The 24,002-nt window shown below is 59.8% G+C and carries 25 protein-coding genes; 14 read left to right on the top strand and 11 right to left on the bottom strand.

Annotated elements, in window-relative coordinates; translation table 11 throughout:
* Positions 1 to 16: 16 nt before the first annotated feature.
* A complete protein-coding gene (locus SIB73_RS11170; protein ID WP_413405093.1) occupies positions 17 to 1,171 on the bottom strand; it encodes an N-acetylglucosamine-6-phosphate deacetylase in 1,155 nt (384 codons plus the stop codon).
* Positions 1,172 to 1,203: 32 nt separating this feature from the next.
* On the opposite strand from SIB73_RS11170, the gene purE reads away from it, so the two are divergent.
* Both purE and SIB73_RS11160 read left to right on the top strand, forming a co-directional pair.
* On the top strand, positions 1,204 to 1,791 hold the full coding sequence (gene purE / locus SIB73_RS11165; RefSeq protein WP_413405095.1) for a 5-(carboxyamino)imidazole ribonucleotide mutase: 588 nt from the start codon (positions 1,204 to 1,206) through the stop codon (positions 1,789 to 1,791).
* A 110-nt stretch (positions 1,792 to 1,901) separates the two neighbouring features.
* Positions 1,902 to 2,996 (top strand): AI-2E family transporter, encoded by a 1,095-nt coding sequence (locus SIB73_RS11160; RefSeq protein ID WP_413405097.1) that lies wholly within the window; start codon positions 1,902 to 1,904, stop codon positions 2,994 to 2,996.
* Here the strand turns inward: SIB73_RS11160 and cysC are convergent.
* Entirely contained in the window at positions 2,977 to 3,624 is a 648-nt protein-coding gene (cysC, locus tag SIB73_RS11155; protein ID WP_413405099.1) for an adenylyl-sulfate kinase, read from the bottom strand. The two genes, SIB73_RS11160 and cysC, sit on opposite strands and share 20 nt — an antisense overlap.
* 49 nt (positions 3,625 to 3,673) lie before the next feature.
* Positions 3,674 to 4,000: a translation initiation factor gene (locus SIB73_RS11150; RefSeq protein ID WP_413405101.1), complete on the bottom strand. Its 327-nt coding sequence runs from the start codon at positions 3,998 to 4,000 to the stop codon at positions 3,674 to 3,676.
* Between the two features lie 38 nt (positions 4,001 to 4,038).
* Here SIB73_RS11150 and SIB73_RS11145 point away from each other — a divergent pair, with 38 nt between their 5' ends.
* Together SIB73_RS11145 and trpB are read left to right on the top strand one after the other, a co-directional pair.
* Entirely contained in the window at positions 4,039 to 4,998 is a 960-nt protein-coding gene (locus SIB73_RS11145; RefSeq protein WP_413405103.1) for a class I SAM-dependent methyltransferase, read from the top strand.
* A 39-nt stretch (positions 4,999 to 5,037) separates the two neighbouring features.
* Positions 5,038 to 6,288, top strand: coding sequence for a tryptophan synthase subunit beta (gene trpB / locus SIB73_RS11140; protein ID WP_413405105.1), 1,251 nt, complete (start codon positions 5,038 to 5,040; stop codon positions 6,286 to 6,288).
* A gap of 16 nt (positions 6,289 to 6,304) precedes the next feature.
* Here the strand turns inward: trpB and hrcA are convergent, their stop codons facing one another.
* Both hrcA and SIB73_RS11130 read right to left on the bottom strand, forming a co-directional pair.
* Positions 6,305 to 7,297, bottom strand: a complete 993-nt coding sequence (gene hrcA, locus SIB73_RS11135; protein WP_413405107.1) for a heat-inducible transcriptional repressor HrcA — start codon at positions 7,295 to 7,297, stop codon at positions 6,305 to 6,307.
* A gap of 94 nt (positions 7,298 to 7,391) precedes the next feature.
* Positions 7,392 to 7,742 (bottom strand): rhodanese-like domain-containing protein, encoded by a 351-nt coding sequence (locus SIB73_RS11130; protein WP_413405109.1) that lies wholly within the window; start codon positions 7,740 to 7,742, stop codon positions 7,392 to 7,394.
* Positions 7,743 to 7,819: 77 nt separating this feature from the next.
* Between SIB73_RS11130 and SIB73_RS11125 the strand changes: the two genes are divergently transcribed.
* The 9 genes from SIB73_RS11125 to SIB73_RS11085 are packed head-to-tail and all read left to right on the top strand — an operon-like array spanning position 7,820 to position 15,470.
* Positions 7,820 to 9,457: a DUF3352 domain-containing protein gene (locus SIB73_RS11125; protein WP_413405110.1), complete on the top strand. Its 1,638-nt coding sequence runs from the start codon at positions 7,820 to 7,822 to the stop codon at positions 9,455 to 9,457.
* Positions 9,435 to 9,935, top strand: coding sequence for a SixA phosphatase family protein (locus tag SIB73_RS11120; protein ID WP_413405112.1), 501 nt, complete (start codon positions 9,435 to 9,437; stop codon positions 9,933 to 9,935). The genes SIB73_RS11125 and SIB73_RS11120 overlap by 23 nt, the downstream gene beginning before the upstream one ends.
* Positions 9,936 to 9,962: 27 nt before the next feature.
* The gene (locus SIB73_RS11115; protein WP_413405115.1) at positions 9,963 to 11,153 is read left to right on the top strand and encodes a citrate synthase; all 1,191 of its coding nucleotides are present in this window, start codon (positions 9,963 to 9,965) and stop codon (positions 11,151 to 11,153) included.
* Between the two features lie 24 nt (positions 11,154 to 11,177).
* Positions 11,178 to 12,332 (top strand): NADH-quinone oxidoreductase subunit NuoH, encoded by a 1,155-nt coding sequence (nuoH, locus tag SIB73_RS11110; RefSeq protein ID WP_413405117.1) that lies wholly within the window; start codon positions 11,178 to 11,180, stop codon positions 12,330 to 12,332.
* A gap of 58 nt (positions 12,333 to 12,390) precedes the next feature.
* Positions 12,391 to 13,047 carry an NAD(P)H-quinone oxidoreductase subunit I gene (gene ndhI, locus SIB73_RS11105; protein ID WP_413405119.1) on the top strand — a complete coding sequence of 219 codons (657 nt, stop codon included), beginning with the start codon at positions 12,391 to 12,393 and terminating at the stop codon, positions 13,045 to 13,047.
* The gene (locus SIB73_RS11100) at positions 13,044 to 13,643 is read left to right on the top strand and encodes an NADH-quinone oxidoreductase subunit J (RefSeq protein WP_413405121.1); all 600 of its coding nucleotides are present in this window, start codon (positions 13,044 to 13,046) and stop codon (positions 13,641 to 13,643) included. The genes ndhI and SIB73_RS11100 overlap by 4 nt, the downstream gene beginning before the upstream one ends.
* A gap of 19 nt (positions 13,644 to 13,662) precedes the next feature.
* Positions 13,663 to 13,995, top strand: a complete 333-nt coding sequence (gene nuoK, locus SIB73_RS11095) for an NADH-quinone oxidoreductase subunit NuoK (protein ID WP_413405123.1) — start codon at positions 13,663 to 13,665, stop codon at positions 13,993 to 13,995.
* Positions 13,996 to 14,011: 16 nt separating this feature from the next.
* On the top strand, positions 14,012 to 14,953 hold the full coding sequence (locus tag SIB73_RS11090) for an NAD(+) kinase (protein WP_413405125.1): 942 nt from the start codon (positions 14,012 to 14,014) through the stop codon (positions 14,951 to 14,953).
* 10 nt (positions 14,954 to 14,963) lie between these two features.
* Positions 14,964 to 15,470 carry a CYTH domain-containing protein gene (locus tag SIB73_RS11085; RefSeq protein WP_413405127.1) on the top strand — a complete coding sequence of 169 codons (507 nt, stop codon included), beginning with the start codon at positions 14,964 to 14,966 and terminating at the stop codon, positions 15,468 to 15,470.
* Between the two features lie 216 nt (positions 15,471 to 15,686).
* Here the strand turns inward: SIB73_RS11085 and SIB73_RS11080 are convergent, their stop codons facing one another.
* Positions 15,687 to 15,965 (bottom strand): helix-turn-helix domain-containing protein, encoded by a 279-nt coding sequence (locus tag SIB73_RS11080; RefSeq protein ID WP_413406255.1) that lies wholly within the window; start codon positions 15,963 to 15,965, stop codon positions 15,687 to 15,689.
* A 91-nt stretch (positions 15,966 to 16,056) separates the two neighbouring features.
* On the opposite strand from SIB73_RS11080, the gene SIB73_RS11075 reads away from it, so the two are divergent.
* Positions 16,057 to 16,950, top strand: a complete 894-nt coding sequence (locus SIB73_RS11075) for a methylenetetrahydrofolate reductase (protein WP_413405129.1) — start codon at positions 16,057 to 16,059, stop codon at positions 16,948 to 16,950.
* Here SIB73_RS11075 and SIB73_RS11070 read toward each other — a convergent pair.
* The 5 genes from SIB73_RS11070 to SIB73_RS11050 form a co-directional block, all read right to left on the bottom strand.
* Positions 16,931 to 18,109 carry a sugar phosphate nucleotidyltransferase gene (locus SIB73_RS11070; RefSeq protein WP_413405131.1) on the bottom strand — a complete coding sequence of 393 codons (1,179 nt, stop codon included), beginning with the start codon at positions 18,107 to 18,109 and terminating at the stop codon, positions 16,931 to 16,933. The genes SIB73_RS11075 and SIB73_RS11070 overlap by 20 nt on opposite strands.
* A 44-nt stretch (positions 18,110 to 18,153) precedes the next feature.
* Positions 18,154 to 19,053, bottom strand: coding sequence for a segregation/condensation protein A (locus SIB73_RS11065; RefSeq protein WP_413405133.1), 900 nt, complete (start codon positions 19,051 to 19,053; stop codon positions 18,154 to 18,156).
* A gap of 73 nt (positions 19,054 to 19,126) precedes the next feature.
* Complete coding sequence (locus tag SIB73_RS11060) at positions 19,127 to 20,797, bottom strand: NAD(P)H-quinone oxidoreductase subunit 4 (protein WP_413405134.1); 1,671 nt, start codon at positions 20,795 to 20,797, stop codon at positions 19,127 to 19,129.
* Positions 20,798 to 21,130: 333 nt separating this feature from the next.
* The gene (locus tag SIB73_RS11055) at positions 21,131 to 23,143 is read right to left on the bottom strand and encodes an NAD(P)H-quinone oxidoreductase subunit 5 (protein ID WP_413405136.1); all 2,013 of its coding nucleotides are present in this window, start codon (positions 23,141 to 23,143) and stop codon (positions 21,131 to 21,133) included.
* Between the two features lie 34 nt (positions 23,144 to 23,177).
* Complete coding sequence (locus tag SIB73_RS11050; protein ID WP_413406258.1) at positions 23,178 to 23,879, bottom strand: NnrU family protein; 702 nt, start codon at positions 23,877 to 23,879, stop codon at positions 23,178 to 23,180.
* Positions 23,880 to 24,002 lie beyond the last annotated feature (123 nt).

Raw genomic sequence — 24,002 nt, 5'->3', positions numbered from 1 at the left:
TTGCAGCGGCGGAATCTTAAGCAGCCTCCCGCCAGGTCAGCTGATGTTCTGATTCACTCCATTGCCAGCGCAGCAGGTCGCTCAGCACTTCTCCGATCAGAACCTGATGGTGAAGGTTCTCTCCCAGCATGTCTCTGGGCGCCATGGTCGCGGCCCAGATCGCACCATCTGCATCACCGCTCCAGCGAGCCAGACGGCAGGAGCCTTCAAGCAGTGGGAGGGTCACCCCGGCCAGGGTGCCGTCCTCCAGTCGACAGGTGCCGTTGTTCACCAGAAGCACTCGCTCGTCCCAGCGATGTTCCCCGTCAGCCAGCCCGTAAGGCGCCAGGGCATCACTGACAAGCACCAGTTGATCCCCCGCCATTCTCTGAAGCAACACAGCGGTGGTGGGATGCACATGCACTCCGTCGGCAATCAGCCCAAGGGCGATGTCGCCGCGTCGGCATGCTTCACCCAATGGCCCGGGAGCGCGGTGGTGCAGTCCAGGCATGGCATTGAAGGCGTGTGTGATCATGTCGACCCCCTGGCTGAAAGCGAGGGCTGCCTGATCGGCGTTTGCGGTGCTGTGACCCAGTGCCACATGGATGCCGAGCCCCTTCAGCTGGCTGATCAACTCCTGAGCCCCAGGTTGCTCCGGCGCCAGGGTGATCAGGCTGATATCGGTTTCAAATCCAGTGATCCTTTGATTGAGGGCTGCGACGCTGGGAGCAGCGATGTGCTCCAGCGGGTGTGCCCCACGTCGTTCTTCTGCCAGGAACGGCCCCTCCAGGTGAGCTCCCAGCAGCTGACAACGGCCGACTTGATGCAGGTCGCGGGCCTGCCGGAGCACGGCCAGGGATTGGCGTAAAGGCCCCACTGCACAGGTGACCAGGGTCGGAGCGATCGCCTCGACTCCATCTCGCCAAAGCAGTTCCAGCAACTGAAGCAGCCTTGGCAGATCCTGTTCCGACAGTTCCGTGAAGGCCAGGCCAAGCCCACCGTTGATCTGCAGATCGACCCCCCGACGACTGAGTCTGTCTCCATGCCAGCTTTCCCCGGCCATCGCTCCGCCGATCGGCATGGGGCCAGCGGCTTTGATCAGATCGTGATCATCCACGCTGAGCCAGGACAGACCCTCGGGGTCGCGGCTTCCGGGGCGCCGGGGCAGACGCACATCGGTGATCCGACGCATGCGGTTGGGCCGGCTCAGGCCGGTGCGGGACGATGGCAGTCTCGCTGTCCTTCCGGTTCTTGCCTGTGGCCGAGTTGCCATCCCCCACCGTTGATCCAGGTTCCGCGCCCAGGGTTGCCGTCATCATGGGCAGCGATTCCGACCTTCCCAGTCTCCATCCCGCTGTGGCGGTGCTGGAACAGCTGGGGGTGGCGGTGGAGGTACGGGTGCTCTCAGCTCACCGCACCCCCTTGGAGATGGTCAGCTTCGCGCAGCAGGCCCGCCAGCGTGGGCTGGCAGTGATTGTGGCCGGTGCCGGCGGTGCAGCCCATTTGCCCGGAATGGTGGCGGCGCTCACCACCTTGCCAGTGATTGGGGTGCCGGTGCAGAGCAAAGCACTCTCAGGTGTCGACTCATTGCATTCGATCGTGCAGATGCCCGGTGGTATTCCCGTGGCCACGGTGGCGATCGGTGGAGGTCTGAATGCAGGTTTGCTGGCTGCACAGATTCTCGCTGTGGAGGGTGGTGAGCTGGCGGAACGACTGGAGGCCTACCGCCAGCAGCTGCATGACGCGGTCATTGATAAGGACGCCCGCCTGAAGGCTCTGGGCAGTCGTGACTACCTCGAGCGAATGCCTTGATCTACAGCCATTGACGGCGTTCGCTGTTGCGGCCAGCCGGCATTTTTGGTGCCATGAGGTGAGTGCCGTGTGCAAGCTGAGCTCCCTTTGATCCGCATCTTCTTCAATCCATGACCCAATGGCCAGCCTGGCTTCGCTGGGGATTGGTGCTGCCGTTGCTGACCCTCAATCTTTTTGTGATCCGTCAGCTGCTTCTCCCGCTGGCTCCCTTTCCGGGCTTGTTTCTCACTGCGGCATTGATCGCGTTCCTGCTGGACATTCCCTGCCGCTGGCTCACTGCTCGAGGCCTCCGCCGCTGGGTGGCGATTGTCCTGGTCACTCTCGCCACGATCGGGGTCCTGTTTTTTGCTGCGTTGACCCTTGTGCCGCTGCTGATCGAGCAGCTAGGCCAGCTGATCAACGCACTGCCAGGACTGCTGTTGACAGCACAGGAATGGATCAATCGTGTTCAGGAATGGGCCTCAATCCGTGGTCTGCCCACTGAATTCGGAGACCTCAGCAGTGATCTGCTGTCGCGCGCAAGCACCGTGGCCAGTCAGCTCAGCCAGAGCTTGCTCAGCATTCTCGGGGCCACCCTCGGCACCACGATCAACACGGTGATTGTGCTGGTGCTGGCGGTGTTCTTCCTGATCGGAGGCGAGTCGATCACGATGGGTCTGGCCCGCTGGCTGCCGGATGAGTGGCGGCAGTTGGTAACCAGCACCCTGGTTCGTACCTTCCGTGGTTACTTCGGCGGGCAAGTGCTGCTGGCTCTGATCCTGGCGCTGGGTCAGATCGTGGTCTTCACCCTTCTGAAAATCCCCTACGGCGTGCTGTTTGCCGTGCTGATCGGTTTCACAACGCTGATCCCCTATGCCAGTGCTTTGACAATCGTGGCCGTGAGCGGGTTGCTCGCTTTTCAGGATCCCAGTACAGGGCTCGAGACTCTGTTGGCTGCGATCGTGGTCGGTCAGATCGTCGATCAGGTCATTCAGCCGCGTCTGATGGGAAGCATCGTTGGGCTTCAGCCGGCCTGGCTGCTGATTGCCCTGCCACTGGGAGCGAAGGCCGGAGACCTCTATGGACTGGGAGATCTGCTGGGTCTGCTGCTGGCGGTACCTGTCGCCAGCTGCCTCAAGACGTTCGTGGATGCCTGGGCTGAGCGTCAGGGCATCCACGCGGTTTTTAGTGAGGTCGTCAGCGAGGTCAGTGCTGGGCAGGAATGATGTTCCGGGACACCAGTTCGTTCACCACCTGATCCACGCAGTTCTCCAGGTTTGCCGAGCCGGTGTCCACGGAGAGTTCCGGAGTGTCTGGTGCTTCATAAGGGCTCGTGATTCCTGTGAATTCCTTGATTTCTCCTGCGCGTGCCTTCGCGTACAGCCCCTTGGTGTCGCGCTGTTCGCAAACGTTCAGATCCGCGGCACAGAAAATCTCGATGAAGTCACCCTCGCTCACCAGCGAGCGCGCTTTGTCGCGATCAGCACGGAACGGTGAAACGAATGCCGTCAACACGATCGTGCCGGAATCAAGAAAAAGCTTGGAGACCTCACCGATGCGGCGGATGTTTTCCTCCCGGTCAGCATCGGAAAATCCCAGGTCTTTGCAGAGACCATGGCGAACATTGTCGCCGTCGAGCACGTAGGTGGCAACTCCCCGCTTGAACAGGGCCTGATTGACCGCATTGGCAAGAGTGCTCTTGCCGGCGCCGCTCAGGCCTGTGAACCAGAGAATGGCACTGCGATGTCCCCGTCGTTCAGCCCGGGCGGCTCGGTCAACCGATGCCTGGTGCCAGGCGATGTTGGTGGAGGCACCCTGGTCGGTGAGCTTGCCGTAGCTGGACGAAGCGGACATGGGGATTCGGCTTTCTTGGGCCGCCATTGTCCCTCAGCTTCAATCGTCCTCAGCCACCAGCGCGCCTGGGTCGGTATCCCTCCTTCGTGAGCAGTTCCAGTGCGAGCTCCACCTGATCGCCCTGAAGTTCGATCAGACCGTCTTTTGCTGTGCCACCGCTGCCGATCCTTGTCTTGAGTTTCTTCAGCAGTGCTTTGAGTTCGTTTGGGTCGAGCTCCAGACCCCGGATCACCGTCACTGTCTTGCCGCCCTTCCCTCCTCGGGTCGGCTGCACGCGAACGATCTGCTGGGATTTCGCGGTCGGTTGCTTTTCGGGACCGCTCCGCCGCTGCAGACTGTCTGTGTTGCTGAATTCCTGCCAACCGCCTTTCGGCATCGCTTCCGCGCATCCGACCCCATCCTGCCGTTCCCGTGATGACCGACTCCGCGTCCACGCCTCGATGGGCTGACTCAAGCCAGGGCCTTGGTCGCTGGATCGAGCGTTTGATCGGTGTCGCTCTGCTCAGGCGCCCGCTGTTTTTTCAGGCACGTCAGCTGATTATCCGAACCGCGGAACGCAACGGCATTCCCTGGAGACTCCGTCGCCGGGAACTGCAGAAGGCTGCAGCACCGTTGTTATCGAGCACCATCACTCCCGGCCTTGTGCCGCCCGACTACTACGTGGCTCGTTTCCACGCCTACGAACAGGGCAATCTCTGCTGGCAGGCCGCTGCTGAAGCGGAGCAGGCCACCGATGCAATGGCCCTTCGCATCTGGCCGGAGGAGGCGCTCGCACCGTCTGTGGCCCAGTCCCGTCTGAGGGATGAGATCCACCGCGCTGTTGCGCCCGTGCTGAACGGATCCATTGCTCAGGTGCTCGATCTTGGCTGTTCCGTGGGAGTGAGCACGCTGCATCTCGCCCGCTGGTTATCTGAGCGGGCGGAGCAGCGCCGGGAGCCGCCACCAAGGATTCAGGGCCTGGATCTTTCTCCCGACATGCTTGCAGTGGCCCGTGTGCGTGATCGGGAGGGACTCGTGGATGGCTGGTTGCATGCAGCGGCGGAGAACACGGGTCTGGCGGATGCCTCCTTTGATCTGATCAGTCTCCAGTTCGTCTGCCATGAGCTGCCGCAGGACGCCACCCATGCCGTGCTGGGGGAGGCTGCTCGGTTGTTACGGCCAGGAGGCGCTCTGGTGATGGTGGATCAGGATCCAGCCTCCTCCGTGCTTCAGCGGCTTCCGGCGGCCGTGGCCACATTGCTCAAAAGCACCGAGCCCTACATCGAGCAGTACTTCAGCCTCGACATGGCTGCGGCCCTGCGGGAGGCAGGGTTCCGGAATCTTCAAATCAGTGCCTGTGATCCACGGCATCGCGTGATTGCCTGCTTACGCTGAGCCAACGCTTCAAAGGCCGCGCGCGCGGTCAGTTGCACCTTGACCAGCACCCTGCCACCCAAGCCCACCGCTCAGGATCTGGCCGTCAGCTCCAGGCCTGCCTCCTCGGGGCGTTTCGGCCGTTTCGGTGGTCAGTACGTGCCCGAGACTCTGATGCCTGCCCTGGCTGAGCTCGAGACTGCCGCGGCTGAGGCCTGGAACGACCCTGCTTTCACCTCAGAGCTCAACCGCCTGCTGCGCAACTATGTGGGCAGGGCCACGCCTCTTTACGAGGCTGAGCGCCTCACCGCGCACTATCGCCGCAGTGACGGCGGACCCAGGATCTGGTTGAAGCGTGAGGACCTCAACCACACCGGCGCCCACAAAATCAACAACGCGCTCGGGCAGGCGCTGCTGGCCCTGCGAATGGGCAAAAAGCGGATCATTGCCGAAACAGGAGCTGGTCAGCACGGAGTTGCGACCGCCACGGTCTGCGCCCGCTTCGGCCTGGAATGTGTGGTGTACATGGGTGCTGAAGACATGCGCCGTCAGGCTCTGAATGTGTTCCGCATGCGTCTTCTTGGTGCCAGCGTTCAGCCTGTGACCGCCGGCACTGCCACGCTCAAGGACGCCACCAGTGAGGCCATCCGTGACTGGGTCACGAATGTGGAGACCACCCACTACATCCTCGGGTCCGTGGCAGGTCCCCACCCCTATCCGATGCTGGTTCGTGATTTCCACGCAGTGATCGGAGAGGAGGCCAGGGAACAGTGCCAGCAGGCCTTTGGTCGTTTGCCGGACGTGCTCATGGCCTGCGTTGGTGGGGGGTCCAACGCCATGGGTCTGTTTCACCCCTTTGTGGAGTGCAGCGATGTGCGTCTGATCGGAGTTGAGGCCGCCGGTGATGGCGTCGCCACAGGTCGTCATGCCGCCACGATGACCGAAGGCAGGGTCGGCGTGCTTCACGGTGCCATGAGCCTGTTGCTACAGGACCAGGACGGACAGGTTCAGGAAGCTCATTCGATCAGCGCCGGGCTCGACTATCCCGGTGTCGGTCCTGAACACAGCTATCTGCGTGAGATCGGCAGGGCCGAGTACGGCGCCGTCACCGATGCTGAAGCGCTCCAGGCGCTGCAGCTTGTGAGCCGACTGGAGGGAATCATTCCCGCCCTCGAGACAGCGCATGCATTCGCCTGGCTGGAGACCCTCTGTCCAACCCTGCCGGATGGCACTGAAGTTGTGTTGAACTGCTCAGGGCGTGGCGACAAGGATGTGAACACGGTCGCCGATCAGCTCGGGGATGCACTCTGAGGGTTCAGGGTGTGTTTCAGCTGAGCAATCGCTCCAGGGTGACTGCGACTGAGTTCACGGCAGCACGGGCTGTCGCGTAGGCCATTCGCATCGGACCGATCAGGGCAACCTGGCCCATGCCCCCGTCTCCGCTGCGATAGCTGGCCTGGACGACCGAGCAGCGGCTGAGGGCTGTTTCGGGATGCTCTCGGCCGATCCACACTCGCCCGTCCGACCGGGCAGGAGCAGGAACGAAGGCTGCCGGATCACTGTCCATCAAATCGAGAAGAGGTCTCACCCTCGCGCTGTCACTGAATTCAGGTTCGGCCACGAGGCGCGACACCCCATGCACCAACGGTGCCTGCTCGATCGGGCGTTGGAAGGGATTCCCGTTCTCAAGTGCATCCTGTAGCGCCCTTCCGCAGGACTGCAGCTGCTGGGGCAGACAGCTCCACTCCAGTTTTCCTCTCTGCACCAGCTGGTCGGAGGTCCAGCGTTCCAGGGCTTCCACCTGACCGGAACTGCCGTGGGGCAAGCGCAGGTTGAGGTGATGGGCCTGGCTGGAATCGCCCACGAGCATCACCAGCAGCCGGTCCTCACTGCGCACCAGGCGAATGGTTCTGAGCTGGCTCTGGGATCGTTGCGGCGGACTGATCAGGCTCATCAGCCCCGTGAAATCCGTCAGCCGGCGTGCCAGCTGCAGTAACAGGTCATCCAGTGCCGCCCAGCGCAGGCTCAGCTGGGTCAATTCCCGCTCGAGGTGATGGGCACCCGCACCAGGCTCAGGCAGAAGGCAGTCCACATAGTGGCGGTAGCCCTGGGGGCTGGGCACCCGCCCCGCAGAGGTGTGTGGCTGGGTCAGGAGTCCACGCTGTTCAAGGGCTCCCATGGCCGAGCGCACCGTTGCCGAGCTTGCTTTGATCCCGAATCGCTGAACTAGAGCCCGGCTGCCAACCGGTTCGATGGTGTCGACGTAGTGGTGGACCGTGGCCTGTAGGACCTCCTGCTGACGGCGGGGCAGCGGCTTCACGGAGCTCAACTCGCGGGTGTGGATCCTACGGAGAATCAGTAAAGGGGAAGGTTCCTGTCATGAATCCACGCCGTTCGTTCAAGCGATGCGGCGTTCAGTAGCGCGGTACTGAGGAATCCACCTCGACGCTCCAGGCGTCAATGCCGCCCTCAAGGTTCCAGACATCCAGTGACGGTCGACTGTCGAGCAGCCAGCAACCGAAATTCCAGCTGCGCACTCCGGCATGGCACAGCACCACGATTGAGCCACCCTGCGGCAGAACCTCATCGATGCTCCCCATCCACTGTTCAGCATCACTCAGCGGCAGATGCCTGACCGGATGTGGAAACGGAGCGATCGTCAGTTCCTGCTGCTCCCGCACATCTACAACCGTCAGATCGGCATTCTGATTGAGCCAGTCGTTCAATTCGCCGGCTTTGAGGGGTTTGGGGGTGGGTCCGTTCATGGCTTCAGTCTGGCTTCGGACTGGCACAGCACAGTGGATGGATAGAAGATGAGCACCATGTGCTTCACCGCCTGTTCATGAAAGGGCGCTCGTTCCTGCTGGCTCTGGTCGTTGTGGCGATGGTGCTGCTCACCCTTGCACTCGGTTTTTGGTGGGCCATGGCCCGTCAGAGTCCGCTCCGGATCATGGACCGGTCACTTGAGCTGCCCCGGGCGGCACGTTTCATGCCCACTGATGCGGCCCTGACGCTGCACTGGCTGGTCGACCCCCGTCAGCTGCCTGCCTATGCCCAGGCTGTTGCGCCGGTTCGTCAGCGCCAACTGGTGCATGAAAGCACCCGTCAGCTCAGAGATGGTGCCTTTGCCCTGGCCGGACTTGACTTCAATACCGAGCTGGCCGGCTGGATCGGGCCTGAGATCAGTTTTGCAGTGCTTGACGCTCCTGCTCAGCAGTCCGGTGAACAGCCAAGGGAGGGCTGGGTCCTGGCACTGTCGAGCCGCGATCAAGACGGGGCCAAGCGATTTCTGCAGCGCTTCTGGCAGACCCGCAGCCTGGCAGGCACCGATCTGCAGATCTCCCGTTACAGGGGCATGGGACTGATCAGCGGTCGTGGTGCACTGCTTGGCCGGGATCCACAGCCGATTGCCACCGCCTTGATCGATGACGATCTGCTTTTGCTGGCTTCGGGACGGGGGGTGCTTGAACAGGCGCTTGATGTTTCCCAGCTGGAGAGTCAGCACCAGCTTGGAGATCCTGTCCTCGCTTCTGATCTTCAGAGCTTTGATCGTGGTGCCGCTGTTCTGACTGCCAATCCTGGAGCGATGGACCGCTGGCTGGGGGTCCCTTCAGCGATCGCGGCCCGCGAAGACCTGCAGGGCCTGGTGGCATCGCTGACTCCTCAGGGTTCTGATCTGGCTCTTGATGCCGTGGTCCACTTCCGCGATTTGAGTGTCCCGCTTGCGTCTCAGGTCACGGACAGCGATGCGCTGCTGAGAGAGGCCGGCGGTGATGCGCAGACAGTCGCTCTGCTCTCGAACCCTGCGTCCCTGTTGGCTGCCGAGTCCGAAGAGCCCCTGGCCCAGTGGATCGCTCCCCTTCTGCGGCAGTCGATGGAATCCATCTCCACTGAAGCTGCGGCTGAGGTGGTCGGACTGGATGAGGGGCCTGTCCTTTGGCAGCAGGGTCCTCAGGGCTGGGTGCTGGGCACCCGGCCCAATCGCCCCAACCCGGAGATGGTCGATGGTCGGCTTCAGGAGCTTGGGTTGACCGGCTCGACTCTCGACAGCGAAGGCGAGGCTGTTCAGGTCTGGACCCGTCTTGCTCGTCAGCGACGTCGAGGTGAAGAGTCGCTGCAGGCTGAGCTGGCTGTCGCCCTGGAGCGGCATACCGATGTGAACTGGTGGGCGGAGACCCTCGATGGTTTACGCCGTCGCGGTGAGAACGGTGACCTGATGCAGCGTCAGCAGCAGCTGCAGGCGCTGCAGTCCTCGAGTCAGTCTGCGCTGGCTCAGCAACTGGCTCTCGCCGCGGCTCCTAGTCGCTCACGCCTGGGTCAGTGGCGACCCTGGGAGCTGGTGCAGGGCGTGGCTGGTCGATCACTGCTGCCAGCTGTGCAGGGGCTTGCCATTGCCGCCGGGGGTGACCAGAACGCGGCCTCTGTGCAGGATGAACGTGTGAGCAGCCTGCGTCTGCGTGCGCGACTCCAGCTCGGTTGATCTCTTTCTTCTGCGTCATGGCCTCGCCGTAAAACGGTTGTCGGGCCGTGATCATCCCGATCGTCCCCTGACCGATCGCGGCGTGCGACGAACTCTTGGGGTCGTCCGACAACTGCGGAGGCTTGATGTCGAGGCGGACATGCTGATCAGCAGTCCCTACAGGCGATCCAGGCAAACCGCAGAGCTGGCGATCCAGGCTGGTCTGGCGCCGTCGATCCGCCTGGACTCAGCCCTGGAGCCAGGCGGTGACCCTTGGCCGCTGGTCTCCAGCGTGTCCGGCTCCTGCCTCTTGGTTGGCCATGAGCCGGATCTGAGTTCCATTGCGGCGACCCTGATCGGAGCACCCACTGGAAGCCTTCGCCTGCGCAAGGCCGGTTACTGCCATCTCCGCTGGCCTGCTGGCCTGAACGACCCTCGCGGCAAGGCTGAACTGCAGGCATTGCTCGGGCCTCGTCTTTTGCTCCCGTGCTCCGTTTAAGTTGCCCTTGCGCTGAAGCGGAGGTTGGTGAGTCAGAACGATGGTGCCGAGATCCGTCATGAGCGAACCGGTCTGGTGTTCCGCCCCGGACTTGAAGGGGTGCCTGCTACGCAGTCATCCATCTGTGACATCGATGGTTATGCAGGCTGCCTGTCCTATCGCGGCTATCCCGTCGACGATCTGGCCACCCATTGCAGCTTTCTCGAGACCACCTACCTGCTGATCTGGGGGCAATTGCCCACCCCTCAGCAGTTACGCGATTTTGAGGACGAAGTGCAGATGCACCGACGCGTGAGTTTCCGCGTCAGGGACATGATGAAGTGCTTCCCCTCCGATGGGCATCCGATGGATGCTCTGCAGTCCAGTGCAGCGTCCCTAGGTCTGTTTTATTCCCGTCGTGCCATCGACGACCCTCAGTACATCTATGACGCGGTTGTTCGGTTGATCGCCAAGATCCCGACCATGGTTGCCGCCTTTCAGCTGATCCGCAAAGGCCAGGACCCCATTCAGCCCCGGGACGATCTGGCGTATTCCGCCAACTTTCTCTACATGCTGATGGAGCGTGAGCCGGATCCCATGGCTTCACGGATCTTCGATCAGTGCCTGATCCTGCATGCGGAACACAGTCTCAATGCCAGCACCTTCAGCGCCCGTGTCACCGCCAGCACTCTCACCGACCCGTACGCGGTTGTCGCCTCCGCAGTCGGCACGCTCGCTGGCCCCCTGCATGGCGGGGCCAATGAAGACGTTCTGGCGATGCTCGAGGAGATCGGCACGCCAGATCGTGCTGCGGGTTACCTCGATGAAGCCATGGCCAGCAAGCGCAAGATCATGGGATTCGGTCATCGTGAATACCGCGTCAAGGATCCCCGTGCTGTGATCCTTCAAGCTCTTGCGGAAAAGATGTTCGACCGCTTTGGTCACGATGAGATGTACGACGTGGCCAGAGCTCTGGAGATGGCTGCGGAAACCCGTCTCGGTCCGAAGGGGATCTATCCCAATGTGGATTTCTATTCCGGACTTGTGTACCGCAAGCTGGGGATTCCCCGAGATCTGTTCACTCCGGTCTTTGCCATCGCAAGAGTGGCCGGATGGCTTGCGCACTGGCGTGAACAGCTTGGTGCCAATCGGATCTTCAGACCATCTCAGATCTACACAGGCAGTGATCTGCGCCAATGGACGCCACTGGAGGCCCGTGTTCCAACCATCACCACTTAAGTTACATTCATCACACCTTTGCTCATGGTGACTCTCCTCGCCACCAGCGCACCGGCTCTGGTCAGTCCAGGCCTTGATCTTGAACGAAGTTTCAGTCAGGCTCTCGAGAGCTTCGGTCTGTCCGAGCAGGCGGCTCGGCTGATCTGGTTGCCACTGCCAATGCTCCTGGTGCTGGTTGCGGCAGTAGTAGGGGTTCTTGTCACCGTTTGGCTTGAACGCAAGATTTCAGCGGCGGTTCAACAGCGCATCGGACCTGAGTATGCGGGTGCACTCGGTGTTCTTCAGCCCCTCGCTGACGGGCTCAAGCTTCTCGTGAAGGAAGACATCATTCCCGCGAGGGCCGACAGTCTGCTGTTCACGCTCGGCCCCGTGCTGGTCGTCGTTCCTGTGATTTTGTCCTGGCTGATCGTTCCTTTCGGTCAGAACCTGCTGATCAGCAATGTGGGCGTGGGCATTTTTCTCTGGATTTCACTCAGCAGCGTTCAGCCGATCGGCCTGTTGATGAGTGGATACGCCTCCAACAACAAATATTCCCTTCTCGGAGGTCTCAGGGCTGCTGCTCAGTCCATCAGCTATGAGATTCCTCTCGCTCTTGCTGTGCTGGCGGTGGTGATGATGAGCAACTCTCTCAGCACCGTCGACATTGTCGATCAGCAGACCGGAGCGGGAATCCTCAGCTGGAACATCTGGCGTCAGCCCGTCGGTTTTCTGATTTTCTGGATCTGTGCCCTGGCGGAGTGCGAACGTCTTCCGTTTGACCTCCCTGAAGCGGAAGAGGAGCTGGTTGCCGGGTATCAGACCGAATACGCCGGAATGAAGTTCGCTCTCTTCTATCTCGGCAGCTACATCAATCTGGTGCTGTCAGCCCTGCTGGTTTCAGTGCTCTACCTCGGGGGTTGGGGTTTCCCCTTGCCCGTGGAATGGCTGGCCGGTTGGCTGGGGCAATCGGTCGACGCCCCTCTGGTTCAGGTGATCACAGGCACAACAGGCATTGTGATGACCGTTCTCAAGGCCTATCTGCTTGTGTTCATCGCGATCCTTCTGCGCTGGTCCACTCCACGGGTGCGGATTGATCAGTTGCTCGATCTCGGCTGGAAATTCCTGTTGCCACTGGCTCTGGTCAATCTGCTTGTGACCGCAGCCCTGAAACTCGCCTTCCCGGTCGCCTTCGGGGGTTAGGTTTAATTACCTAGGCTCTTGTTCCATCGGTCTCTCCGTCCCCCCCCTTCCTCAGGCCATGTTCGGTTTTCTCAAACAGGTTGGTGACTACACCAGAGATGCCGTTGACGCGGCGCGCAACCTCACGCAGGGTCTTGCTGTCACCTTTGACCACATGAAGCGCCGTCCTGTGACGGTGCAGTACCCCTACGAGAAGCTGATCCCCTCTGAGAGATACCGGGGGCGGATTCATTACGAGTTCGACAAGTGCATTGCCTGTGAGGTGTGCGTGCGTGTCTGCCCGATCAATCTGCCCGTGGTGGATTGGGTGATGAACAAAGCCACCAAGAAAAAAGAGCTGAGGAATTACTCGATTGATTTCGGAGTGTGCATCTTCTGCGGAAACTGCGTGGAGTATTGCCCCACCAATTGCCTATCGATGACGGAGGAGTACGAGCTGGCGGCATTTGACCGTCACAGCCTCAACTACGACAACGTTGCCCTGGGGCGTCTTCCCACCAGCGTGACCACCGACCCGTCAGTTCTGCCTCTGCGGGAACTTGCTTACCTTCCTGCCGGCGAAATGGATCCCCACGTCGTGGATCCCGATCGTCCACGTGCCGGTCAGCGTCCCGATCAGGTGCTGGCTGCCATGAAGTCAGCCGCGGCTGTTTCAGCAGTAGATGCGGGAGAATCGACCACGGCGTCCACGGATCGCAAGGAGAGTTCTGAATGACGATCGCAGCATCAACACAACTGATCTGCTTTCTGGTGCTCAGCTCTGTGATTGTGCTGGGAGCGCTCGGAGTGGTGCTGCTCAGCAACATTGTTTATTCCGCGTTCCTGCTTGGGGGTGTCTTCCTTGCAGTGGCAGGTTTGTATTTGCTGCTCAATGCCAGTTTTGTGGCGGCAGCGCAGGTTCTGGTTTATGTCGGAGCTGTGAACGTTCTGATCCTGTTCGCGATCATGCTCGTCAACAAAAAGGAAGATCTTGCACCGATTCCAGGGTTGACGTTGCGTCGCCTGCTTTCCGGTGGCGTCTGTGCAGGCCTCTTTGCTCTTCTGACAAGGGTTGTTCTCACAACCCCTTGGGCTGATGGACCGGAGCCGATCGGCGAAGATGCCACGATCCGAATCGGTGAGCACCTGTTCACTGATTATCTGCTTCCTTTTGAGTTGGCTTCAGTGCTTCTGCTCATGGCCATGATCGGAGCCATTGTGCTGGCTCGACGCGATGTTCAGGCTGTCGATCCAGGGACAGGTGAAGTCGCCGATCAAGGCCTGATTGAAAAGGCCCGGACTCCACTGCTGGTTGATCAACCCCCTTCCTGACCTTCCCCTGCTTCTTGTCATGCTCTCCGAGCTGCTGTCCGGTTCCGTTCCTCTCGAGGCTTATCTGCTTGTCGCAGCAGTGCTGTTCTGCACGGGTGTCTGGGGTCTGATCAACAGTCGCAATGCCGTGAGGGTGCTCATGAGTATCGAGCTGATGCTGAATGCTGTGAACATCAACCTCATGGCTTTTTCGTCCTATGTGGATGGCCAGTTGATCCGCGGTCAGATTTTCTCAGTGTTCGTGATCACTGTTGCTGCGGCTGAAGCTGCCGTTGGTCTGGCCATTCTTTTGTCTCTCTATCGCAATCGCGTCACAGTGGACATGGAACGCTTCAACCTTCTGCGCTGGTAGGGCCGGCGCCCTCGTCATGCGCCTGAATCGGGTCTGGTTGATCTACAGGGCTGAAAGCCCACTGGCCTTGAAAGAGGCCAAGGCCTGCGCCAAGACGCTGGAGTCACTGGGTGTAACTGTGTCCGTCGCGATGAGCGGTCTCAGTGCGGATCCCTTCCCTGGCTTGCTCGCATCTGAACCGGAGCTCCCTGACCTGGCAGTGGTGCTTGGAGGAGATGGCACGGTTCTTGGTGCCGCAAGGCATCTGGCTGTGTATGACGTACCGATTCTCTGTTTCAACGTCGGCGGTCATCTCGGTTTTCTCACCCATGAACCTGGTCTGATTCGGCGTGATGGTCTGTGGCAGCGCCTGCAGGATGATCATTTTGCGATGGAACGCCGCATGATGCTCGAGGCTGTCATCAACAGGGCGGATGATCTCAACTGTTCCGTGTCTGGAGACGAGCGGCGAGCAGCTGATGACACCGAGCGTCACTGGGCTCTGAATGATCTCTATCTGCGTCCCTATCAGGAGGATCTTGCGCCCACCTGCACCCTTGAGCTGGAGATCGATGGGGAAGTCGTCGATCAGGTCCGCGGTGATGGTCTGATCCTGGCGACCCCAACCGGTTCAACCGGCTACGCCATGGCAGCGGGCGGACCCATCCTGCATCCAGGCATTGACGCCATCATTGTGAGCCCCATCTGTCCGATGAGTCTCTCCAGTCGTCCGGTGGTGCTTCCACCCAGATCAAGATTGGTGATCTGGCCTCTTGGAGACGGGTACCGGCCGGTGAAGCTCTGGAAGGATGGTGCCGGTGGGCCGGTGCTGTGTCCAGGTGAATGCTGCGTGATTCAACGGGCCCCTCACCATGCGCTGATGGTTCAGCTGGAGCAGTCGCCTTCTTACTACCGAACCCTTTCCCGCAAATTGCACTGGGCCGGCAGCCTGGTGGACACGATGCCCTCGCCCAACTGACAGCTCAGCGATGCCACTTGAGATCGAACGCCGTTTCCTGGTGACCGGGCCCGGCTGGCGTGCTCATGCAGAAGAGCCACAGCACCTCAGGCAGGGCTATCTGGCATCCACTGAAGACGGTTTCACGGTGCGGGTGCGGCTTCGGGCGGATGGGAAAGCCTGGCTCACGCTCAAGGCGCCTGCTGAGGGGATCGCGCGTCATGAATTCGAATATGAACTGCCGACCGCCGATTCCGAAGCCCTCTGGACTCTCGCGCCCCATCGACTGATCAAGACCCGTTATGCCTTGTCACTTCCAGGTGGTGATTGGGTTGTGGATTGCTTCGAAGGAGACAATGCACCCCTTGTGCTGGTGGAGGTTGAGCTCAGTGACGCTGCAGATGCCTTTGACCGACCGGATTGGTGTGGTCAGGAGGTCACGGGCGAAGGGTGCTGGAGCAATGCGGCACTGGCTCATCAGCCGATTTCAAGCTGGTCTGTGGAGATGCGACAGCGCCATGGTCTGGCGCTCACCTGAGGCAACCAAGCCATGCCCCTTGAAAGAGTCTTTGGTTTTCCTTTAGATTTGGTATGGGAATTGTGAAGTGATTCGTGCACGGCCTCTACGACCACGATGGAATCCTGAGGTTCATCGGACTGGATCGAGAAGCCTGTGTCGCGTATGCCGAGCTGTTCGATCTTTCTCTGGCCAGATGTTCCCTGATGGATCTGCCTTTACCACTGCCGCTTGCGGTCAGGACGCGTCGGCGGATGAATCCGGGAGCAGGCAGCAGTTGAAGCCATCGCGGCAGATTTTTCCGTGATCCATCGCCCAGTTGAGCAGGGCGACTCTGTTCTTGGAACCAGTCTTGGTGAAGACGTTGCTGACGTGATTGTCAACCGTCCGTTTGCTGATGGTGAGCCGTTCGGCGATCTCCTGGTTGGTCAACCCTTCTGCCACAAGCTCGATGATTTCAACCTCCCGTGTCGAGAGTGAGATGTTCGAGGACCCGGATCCATCGCCATTCACCATGCTGGACACCGACGATTCTTCCAGGCCCATCCTAGGCATTCATTCCTGACCGGCGATCTTCCATAGTGGCCATCAGAAGCATTTGAAGGGTTTGGGTTCAGCGCTGCAGCGCAGTCTTGAGGCTGGTGCGGTCACAGTCACAGCTGAGGTGATGCCGCCCAGAGGGGGAGATCCCAGTCATACCCTGGCGATGGCCAGCCTTCTGCGAGACTGGGTGCAGGCCATCAATGTCACTGACGGCAGCCGCGCAGTGATGCGCATGAGCAGCCTCGCGGTCTGTCGTCTGCTTTTGGACGCCGGCCTTGAGCCTGTGCTGCAGATGGCCGGGCGTGACCGTAATCGGATCGGGATTCAGGCCGATCTGCTCGGGGCCCATGCGCTTGGGATCCGTAATCTTCTCTGTCTCACAGGGGATTCAGTGAAGGCCGGAGATCAACCTGACGTTCGCCCGGTGCATGAACTGGAGTCGGTGCGGCTGCTTCAGCAGGTGAGCGCCTTCAACCGTGGCGAGGACCCTGTCAAGGAGAGCCTGCCCGATGGGCCTACAGCCTTGTTTGCTGGGGCTGCCGCTGATCCGCACTGTGCCAGCTGGTCGGGTCTCAGGCGCAGGCTCGAACGTAAACGTGACGCAGGTGCCCGTTTCGTTCAGACCCAGATGGTGATGGATCCCCAGGTGCTGGAGCGTTTCTGTCAGGACATGGCAACTCCCATGGAGTTGCCTGTGCTTGCAGGGGTGTTCCTGCTCAAATCAGCCAGGAATGCCAGTTTCATCAATAAGAAGGTTCCAGGAGCCAGCATTCCCGACAACCTGATCGCCCGACTTGAGGCCGCTTCAGATCCTGCGGCTGAGGGCGTCGCCATCGCCGCTGAGCAGGTTCGTCAATTCTCCGGAATTGCAAACGGCGTCCATGTCATGGCTGTGAGAGCGGAAGAGCGGATCCCTGAAGTGCTGGAGAGGGCTGGGCTCAGCTCGCAGCGGTCGTGAGATCGGTTCCGAGCAGTTCGGCCATTGCTTTCTGCTGAGGGGAGGGCTCGATCAGATCCTGGCGCCTGGCATCGGTGATCAACCAGTCGAGAGCAGCTTCCTGAAGGTCGAAATGGTCGCCATTTTTGCCGACGCAGTAGCGGCCGAACACCAGCTTTTCAACGAGCTGAACACCTGCACCGATGCGGGAGTAGTCGAAGATGATCGAGTTATCAATTGTGGCGCCCTCGCAGATGTGGCAGCTCGGCCCGATCATCGTTGGCCCGATCAGCGTTGCACCGTCTTCGATCTTGGTCATGCCGCCCACATAGACAGGGCCCTGAACCTCGATGCGGTCCCAGTTGGCGGCCACATTCAGACCGGTGTAAACGCCTGGCCGAACCTCTTTGCCAGGAATGCCCACCTGGCGAACATCCCCTTGAAGCACGCTTCGGATCGCCCTCCAGTAATCGGGAACCTTGCCGATATCGACCCATTCGAATTCCATTGGAAGGGCATAGAAGGGTGCACCGACCTCCACCAGCCTGGGAAACAGATCCGAGCCGATGTCGAAGGACTCACCCGATGGAATGTGCTCGAAAATCTCCGGCTCGAACAGATAGATGCCTGTATTGATGGTGTCGCTGAGGGCTTCGTCCACCTTCGGCTTTTCCTGGAAGGCCTGAATCCGACCCTCGTCGTCGCTGACGACGACTCCGTAGCTGCTCACCTGATCCTTGGGGACGCGCTTGGTGATCAGGCTGGCGAGAGCGCCTTTCTCTCTGTGGCGTCTAACCGCTTCACTGAGATCGAGGTCGATCAGTGCATCCCCGCACAGCACCACAAAAGTGTCGTCGAAGAACGTCTGGAAATCCTGGATTTTCTTCAGTCCGCCAGCGGAACCGAGAGCGTCACCGATGAGTTCCCCATCCTCGATTCGCCCTTCGAAGCTGTAGGCGATTTCAACACCAAAGCGCTGGCCGTCCCGGAAATAGTTTTCGATCTCTTCTGCCAGGTGCGAGACGTTGACCATCACCTCTGCGAAACCATGCTCTCTGAGCAGTTCCAGCAAAAACTCCATCACCGGCTTCTGCAGGATCGGAATCATTGGTTTAGGGATCACATGCGTGATCGGCTGAACCCTTGTTCCCTTGCCCGCGGCCAGGATCATCGCCTTCATCGGCGTTACAGGCTTACAACGGTCCTGCCAACATAAGGGGGTGATTAAGCAGCCACGGCTCCTTTGGCCGGCAATACAGCTGGCACGTCCAGGCTGGTCAGAGGCATCTGGGCCATGGTCCCGGGGGTGAGCAGGCGCTTGAGCCGGATCGGCCCGTGCAGAGAGTCCATCTGCTCCAGTTCAACCTGGCCTTGTGAAGACAGGAACAGAAGTGCCCAGAACACCCCCACGCGGTCTTTATCCAGGTCTTCATCGGCAATGTCGTTCCACTGAACCACCAGCTGTTCGAAATTGACCCATTGCAGGGCGGCTTCCCAGCCATTCAGAAAGACACCCATGGCAGCTGTGGTCTCTGGCAGTTTCTCTCGATGGGCGAGAGCTGCTACCTGAGCGATGGCTTCCTTGTTGGAGTAGCGCTTCTGACGCTGACGCCGGCGCATGTCCAGTTCGTCCGACTCGAGCTGCTCCGCAATCGATTCCAGTTGTTCGATCAGTTCCCCAAGCGTGACCGGGCGCCGCAGCGGCGGCGGAGCGACCGGTCGGCGTTGAAGGTGCCGTTCGGGGTGGCGTGGGATGTCAAAGCTGGGATCCAGCCATCCCTGATCAGCAAAATCGGCCTCGAACATCTCCTCGACCTCCGGCTGTGGTGGAAACGTGCTGGCTTCGAGGACTTCCGCCTTCAGGCCAACAAGCACCGACGCTGCCAGGAAGGCCTCACTGCTGTCGGCCAGGTCACGTTCGTAGCTTCCGCCGCGGCGCTTCAACGCTTCCTCCACCTGGCGGGGAACTTCGATCCGTTGTTTCAGCTGATCCAGAAAGCCATCGATCACGGCGATGACATCCACATCCCATGGATCAAGGTCACCTTGCTGAGCCGCGTCCTGAAGCAGGCGGATGGCGAGTCTGGCACCGGCATCAGCTCTCTGACTCAGCCGGGCATTCATCTCAGCCTGAGGCCGTCTTCAGGAAAAATACCGGTGATGGATGGACCGGGCCAGCCCCTCCCAGCGTGATTGATCAGGATCCGTTGCTGGAGATCACCTGAGGTGCCCTGAGCATTGCTGGCGTCAGGCTTCCACTGCGAATCAGCGGAGCTGTCGGTCGGCTGATCACCTCCATCGCTGACACATCTCGTTCAACAAGCGCTTCGATTGCTGTGCGGTAGCTGTCGGTCATCAGACGTGGGTAGAGACCGATACCGATGATCGGCACCAACAGGCAGCCAATGATGTAAATCTCACGGGGCTCGGCATCCACCAGATTGGTGTTGGTGGTGAGCTGAGCATTTTCCTTGCCGAAGAAAATTTCTCTCAGCATCGAGAGCAGATAGATCGGAGTCAGGATCACTCCGATCGCAGCCAGTCCGTCGATGACGATCCTGAAGCTGAGTGTGTAGGCCTCGTCAGTGGCAAAACCTGTGAACACCATCAGTTCACTCACAAATCCGCTCATGCCTGGCAGAGCGAGGGATGCCAGGGAGCAGACGGTCCAGAGTGCAAACATGACCCTCATCTTCTGCCCCACTCCTCCCATCTCGTCGAGCTGCAGGGTGTGGGTACGGTCGTAAGTGGCACCCACCAGGAAGAACAGGCTGGCTCCGATCAGGCCATGGCTGATCATCTGCAACATGGCTCCGCTCGTTCCCAGAGCGCTGAAGCTGCCAATGCCTATCAGCACAAAGCCCATATGGCTGATGGAGCTGTAAGCAATTTTGCGTTTGAGGTTGCGCTGAGCGAAAGAGGTGAGTGCTGCGTAAATGATGTTGACCACACCCAGCACAACAAGCAATGGTGCGAACTGAGCGTGCGCTTCAGGCAACATCTCGGCGTTGAAGCGCATCAGGGCATACCCCCCCATCTTCAGCAGGATTCCCGCCAGCAGCATGTGCACTGGAGCAGTCGCTTCGCCGTGAGCATCAGGCAGCCAGGTATGCAGCGGAACAATCGGCAATTTGACGCCGAAGGCGATCAGGAGTCCTGCATAACAAAGCAGCTGGAATCCTGTGCCGAATCCTTTCTGGGCCAGCACGGTGTATTCGAAGTTGGGAGTGTCGCCCCCCATGAAGCCCATGGCCAGTGCGGCAAGCAGGATGAACAGTGAGCTGCCTGCGGTATAGAGGATGAATTTCGTGGCGGCGTACTGACGCCTTTTGCCGCCCCAGATGGCCAGCAACAGATAAACGGGCAGCAGTTCCAGTTCCCAGGCCAGGAAGAACAGCAGCATGTCCTGAACTGCGAAGACTGCGATCTGGCCACCATCCATGGCCAGAATCAGAAAGAAGAACAGCTTGGGCTTGAAGGTGACAGGCCAAGCTGCCAGGACAGCCAGTGCGGTGATGAAGCTGGTGAGCAGGATGAGAGGCATGGACAATCCATCCGCTCCAACAGCCCAGGTGAGTCCAAGATTCGGCAGCCAGCTGACACGTTCGGACAGCTGCAGACCGCTGAAACCGGGGTCATAGCCGCTCAGATAGGCCCCCACCGTGATCAGAAAGGTGACCAGAGCGATTGCCAACGCGAACCAGCGAACCTGTTTCCCCTCCCCCTGATCAGGGATGAAAGGAACAATGAGCGCTCCGACAATCGGAAAGAGGATGGAAAGACTCAGCCAAGGGAACTGAGCTGGAATGATTCCCGCTGCGATATCCGCTGCAGGATCAAAGGGGGCACTGACGGCAAATTCCAGCAAGGGACACGCCTTTCACCACTCATAGGAGTGTAGAAATCCTGGCTGAACTCGCACTGAGTCGATAGGCGTTGACACACATGCCCCGGATTGGTGTGCTGATGTGCTGATCAGATTTCTTCAAAACCTTGAAATTCAAGAAAAGCTCATGATTTCTTCAGTCACAACTTGTGGGTTTGAAGAAAATAGTCTGCGGGCTCAATCTGGTTTCGGAACGGTAGGTAGGGTCCGGATGACATTTCATGATATCAGTCTGAACAGAATCTTCTTTCCAGCTTCGAAGAAGCATCGATTGAAGAAGCATGCTTGGAGAGGAAATCTAATGCCGTGCACGATTCAGGTAATCGGCCCGCCAAGGACACCGAAGAGAACCACAAGTCCGATCACACCGCCAAAAACGATCAGGGCATAGAACTGAGCGCGGCCGGTTTCAAAGTATTTAAGACCTTCTCCGCTGCCGAGAGTGAGCAGACCGGTGAGATTCACAACACCATCAACCACCTTGGCGTCCACCTCCAGCACCTCGCGCGCAATCTTGCGGCTACCCCGGACGAACAGCTTGTCGTTGATGTCATCGAGGTACCACTTGTTGGCAAGGAAGGCATTGACGGATGGGAACCGCGCTGCCACGAGTTCACCCAGATCGATCCGTCGCAGTGCGTAGGCCAGTACGGCCACGCTGATGCCCGTCAGGGAGATGGCCACTGATGCTCCGGCCAGCGGCAGGAATTCCCCCCAGCTGAAGTGTTCTGCCATCTCAAGTGCCTCTTCAGGGTCAAGCAACCCTGCAAAACGACTGTTCCAGGGAGTCCCGAGCAGGCCTATCAACACTGAGGGAACCGCGAGCACCACCAGCGGCAGAGTCATCGGCCATGGCGACTCATGCAGGCTGCCCGCGTGGTGAGCATGCTCTTCATCAGAGGACTTGCCGGCAGCGGCCATGAGCTGGGCCTGCATGGTTTCATCATTCCCCCTGAACTCTCCCTCGAAGGTGAGGAAATAGAGGCGGAACATGTAAAAAGCAGTCATGCCGGCGGTCAGAAAGCCCACCGCCCAGAGGACTGGAAAGGTTTCAAAGGCTTGGCCGAGAATCTCGTCCTTGCTCCAGAAACCTGCAAGGGGAGGAATGCCACTGATGGCAACGCATCCGATCAGGAAGGTGATGGCCGTGATAGGCATCTTTTTGCGCAGACCTCCCATGAGTCGCATGTCCTGAGCGAGCACGGGTTCATGTCCCACCACATCCTCCATGGCATGGATCACGGATCCCGATCCCAGGAAGAGCATCGCCTTGAAGAAGGCGTGGGTCACGAGATGGAACATGCCGGCCACAGGTGCTCCACAACCCATGGCCAGCATCATGTAGCCAAGTTGTGAGACGGTGCTGTAAGCCAGCCCTTTTTTGAGATCCATCTGGGTGAGCGCAATCGAGGCACCCAGAAAGCAAGTGATCGTGCCGGTGACAGCGATGAACACCCCAACGCTCGGGAACTGGCTGTAGAGCGGCTCAAGTCGTGCAACCAGAAACACGCCAGCAGCCACCATCGTTGCCGCATGAATCAGTGCGGAGATGGGTGTGGGCCCTTCCATCGCGTCAGGTAGCCAGACATGCAGTGGGAACTGGGCTGATTTCGCCATCGGGCCCATGAACACAAACAGGCAAAGAGCCAGTGCTGCCCAGCCAGGCACCATCCCACTGCTCACGCCTGCTGCAAGCCCATCAGCGATTCCCTGAAAGTCGAAACTGCCTGTTGCCCAGAACAGACCGAGAATTCCGAGCAGGAGGCCGAAGTCGCCAACCCGGTTGACAACAAAAGCTTTCTGGGCGGCATGCGCTGCGCCATCGCGGTCGTACCAGAAGCCCACAAGCAGATAGGACGACATGCCCACCAGCTCCCAGAACACATAGATCTCCAGAAGATTGGGGCTCACCACAAGCCCGAGCATCGAACTGCTGAAGATGGCCAGATAGGTGAAGAAGCGCACATAGCTTTTGTCGTGCGCCATGTAGCCGTGTGAATAGATCATCACCAGCAGAGCCACCGTGGTGACCAGAGCCAGCATCACCGATGCCAGAGGATCGATCACGTAGCCCATCGGCAGGATGAACTCTCCGGCGCTGGCCCACACGAACAGGTGTTCAACCGGTGGAGCTCCTGACAGCTGTTCCAGCAGCACCGCGTAACTGATCACGGCAGCAGCACCGATGCAGCTGATCAGCAACAGCGCCACCGGTTTTCGCAATCGGTTGATCGTGCGGTTGAAGCTGATCAGGCCGAGACCTGTGATCAGGGCCCCGAACAGGGGCAGCACTGGAATCAACCAGGCGGAGTCGGCAGCCGAGGGCATCCGGACAAAAAAGCTTTTAGCGAGTGTAATCAGCTCAGTTCAACAGCTCACCGAGTCGGGAGTGCAGGAATGCCATGCCCCCTCGGGGGATGTAGCGGTGGGCCCACCAGAACACACCCACAGCGATGGTGATCCCAAGCTGGGCTGGTCGGACCAGTTCGCTCCAGACAAGCTGCTGGCGGCCATCGATTACGGCGGCGAACGGAAACACGGATGTTTCGGCCTGCAGACTGTCGAAGGCTTGCCCGAAGCGGGCTTTCAGGCGCCGGTCGCCATGCCAGACGGCAAACAGATGGTGAGCAATCAGGCCAGCACAGGTGACCAGCATGAAGCTGCTGCCGATCCAGAGAGCGTGGCTCATGCACCAGAGGATCTGGCCAACGGCCTGGGGATGTCGGCTGATCCGGATGATTCCGGTGGCGTAGAGCCGCACCTGGGGCTTCAACACCGCAGGTATTTCCAGCAGGTTGTAGGTGGCTGGGTAGAGGAACAGAAAACTGATCGCTGTCACGATCCAGATGGAAGGCACCATCCCCGGGACTCCCTGCAGGTTCCAGATCCTGATGCCGTCGTAGCGGTGAGCCAGGAAGTAGCCGATCACCACCACTGCAGAGGGAATGCTCAGGGCTGCAAACACCAGCCGCCAGGCGCGCGCGCCGATCCTGGCTTCAGCCCGCGTTCGCAAGGCTGCACCACCGCTGTGGATCACTGCGAAAACAACGAGCAATCCCAGCATCACCAGGCTGCTGTGATGGGTGCCTGCTGTTGCGTCAGCCAACGAGATGCTGCGGGAGACGTGATTCTGGCGTTCTGCAGGAAAGAGCACCCCTACAGTTTTCTGGCTTCCGCTGTTCGCCGG

The sequence above is a fragment of the Synechococcus sp. MIT S9509 genome (assembly GCF_047303035.1).
In the GTDB taxonomy this organism is placed as follows: Bacteria; Cyanobacteriota; Cyanobacteriia; order PCC-6307; family Cyanobiaceae; genus Synechococcus_C.
This window is presented reverse-complemented; position numbering and strand designations above follow the sequence as displayed.

Coding starts and splice junctions, on each gene's coding strand:
- SIB73_RS11170 (WP_413405093.1), bottom strand. CDS start 1,171: ATGCGTCGGATCACCGATGTGCGTCTGCCCCGGCGCCCCGGAAGCCGC.
- purE (WP_413405095.1), top strand. CDS start 1,204: ATGGCAGTCTCGCTGTCCTTCCGGTTCTTGCCTGTGGCCGAGTTGCCA.
- SIB73_RS11160 (WP_413405097.1), top strand. CDS start 1,902: ATGACCCAATGGCCAGCCTGGCTTCGCTGGGGATTGGTGCTGCCGTTG.
- cysC (WP_413405099.1), bottom strand. CDS start 3,624: ATGTCCGCTTCGTCCAGCTACGGCAAGCTCACCGACCAGGGTGCCTCC.
- SIB73_RS11150 (WP_413405101.1), bottom strand. CDS start 4,000: ATGCCGAAAGGCGGTTGGCAGGAATTCAGCAACACAGACAGTCTGCAG.
- SIB73_RS11145 (WP_413405103.1), top strand. CDS start 4,039: ATGACCGACTCCGCGTCCACGCCTCGATGGGCTGACTCAAGCCAGGGC.
- SIB73_RS11130 (WP_413405109.1), bottom strand. CDS start 7,742: ATGAACGGACCCACCCCCAAACCCCTCAAAGCCGGCGAATTGAACGAC.
- SIB73_RS11125 (WP_413405110.1), top strand. CDS start 7,820: ATGAAAGGGCGCTCGTTCCTGCTGGCTCTGGTCGTTGTGGCGATGGTG.
- nuoH (WP_413405117.1), top strand. CDS start 11,178: ATGGTGACTCTCCTCGCCACCAGCGCACCGGCTCTGGTCAGTCCAGGC.
- ndhI (WP_413405119.1), top strand. CDS start 12,391: ATGTTCGGTTTTCTCAAACAGGTTGGTGACTACACCAGAGATGCCGTT.
- SIB73_RS11100 (WP_413405121.1), top strand. CDS start 13,044: ATGACGATCGCAGCATCAACACAACTGATCTGCTTTCTGGTGCTCAGC.
- nuoK (WP_413405123.1), top strand. CDS start 13,663: ATGCTCTCCGAGCTGCTGTCCGGTTCCGTTCCTCTCGAGGCTTATCTG.
- SIB73_RS11090 (WP_413405125.1), top strand. CDS start 14,012: ATGCGCCTGAATCGGGTCTGGTTGATCTACAGGGCTGAAAGCCCACTG.
- SIB73_RS11085 (WP_413405127.1), top strand. CDS start 14,964: ATGCCACTTGAGATCGAACGCCGTTTCCTGGTGACCGGGCCCGGCTGG.
- SIB73_RS11080 (WP_413406255.1), bottom strand. CDS start 15,965: ATGGTGAATGGCGATGGATCCGGGTCCTCGAACATCTCACTCTCGACA.
- SIB73_RS11070 (WP_413405131.1), bottom strand. CDS start 18,109: ATGAAGGCGATGATCCTGGCCGCGGGCAAGGGAACAAGGGTTCAGCCG.
- SIB73_RS11065 (WP_413405133.1), bottom strand. CDS start 19,053: ATGAATGCCCGGCTGAGTCAGAGAGCTGATGCCGGTGCCAGACTCGCC.
- SIB73_RS11055 (WP_413405136.1), bottom strand. CDS start 23,143: ATGCCCTCGGCTGCCGACTCCGCCTGGTTGATTCCAGTGCTGCCCCTG.
- SIB73_RS11050 (WP_413406258.1), bottom strand. CDS start 23,879: ATGCTGGGATTGCTCGTTGTTTTCGCAGTGATCCACAGCGGTGGTGCA.